This window comes from Xanthomonas sp. WHRI 1810A (genome assembly GCF_040202885.1).
GTDB lineage: Bacteria > Pseudomonadota > Gammaproteobacteria > Pseudomonadales > Pseudomonadaceae > Aquipseudomonas.
The window spans coordinates 1-924 of the sequence record NZ_JBEGED010000045.1 but is presented as its reverse complement, the minus strand read 5'-3'; the positions used below and the strand labels follow the sequence as shown (position 1 = coordinate 924).

At 50.5% G+C, this 924-nt stretch carries 1 rRNA gene; it reads left to right on the top strand.

The features are described 5' to 3' along the window. Positions 1 to 282: 282 nt before the first annotated feature. A 16S ribosomal RNA gene (locus tag ABQX22_RS26630) occupies positions 283 to 924 on the top strand; the annotation flags it as partial.

Sequence of the window (924 nt, the reverse complement as noted above, 5' to 3'; positions counted from 1 at the left end):
TCGAAGCGCAAGTGGTTGAAGTTGCAGAGGAAACTTTGAAAGCTTCGAAAAATAACCGCTTGACAGATACAGGGGGCGCTGTAGAATGCGCGCCTCGGTTGAGACGAAAGATCTTAACCACCCGCTCTTTAACAACTGAATCAAGCAATTCGTGTGGGTGCTTGTGCTGTAAGACTGATGTCAACTGATTATCAGCATCGCAAGTTACTCCGCGAGAAATCATGGTTTAACCAACGATTGCTGAGCCAAGTTTAGGGTTTTCTCAAAACCCATGAAGTAATTGAACTGAAGAGTTTGATCATGGCTCAGATTGAACGCTGGCGGCAGGCCTAACACATGCAAGTCGAGCGGCAGCACGGGTACTTGTACCTGGTGGCGAGCGGCGGACGGGTGAGTAATGCCTAGGAATCTGCCTGGTAGTGGGGGATAACGTTCGGAAACGGACGCTAATACCGCATACGTCCTACGGGAGAAAGTGGGGGATCTTCGGACCTCACGCTATCAGATGAGCCTAGGTCGGATTAGCTAGTTGGTGAGGTAATGGCTCACCAAGGCGACGATCCGTAACTGGTCTGAGAGGATGATCAGTCACACTGGAACTGAGACACGGTCCAGACTCCTACGGGAGGCAGCAGTGGGGAATATTGGACAATGGGCGAAAGCCTGATCCAGCCATGCCGCGTGTGTGAAGAAGGTCTTCGGATTGTAAAGCACTTTAAGTTGGGAGGAAGGGCAGTAAATTAATACTTTGCTGTTTTGACGTTACCGACAGAATAAGCACCGGCTAACTCTGTGCCAGCAGCCGCGGTAATACAGAGGGTGCAAGCGTTAATCGGAATTACTGGGCGTAAAGCGCGCGTAGGTGGTTTGTTAAGTTGAATGTGAAATCCCCGGGCTCAACCTGGGAACTGCATCCAAAACTGG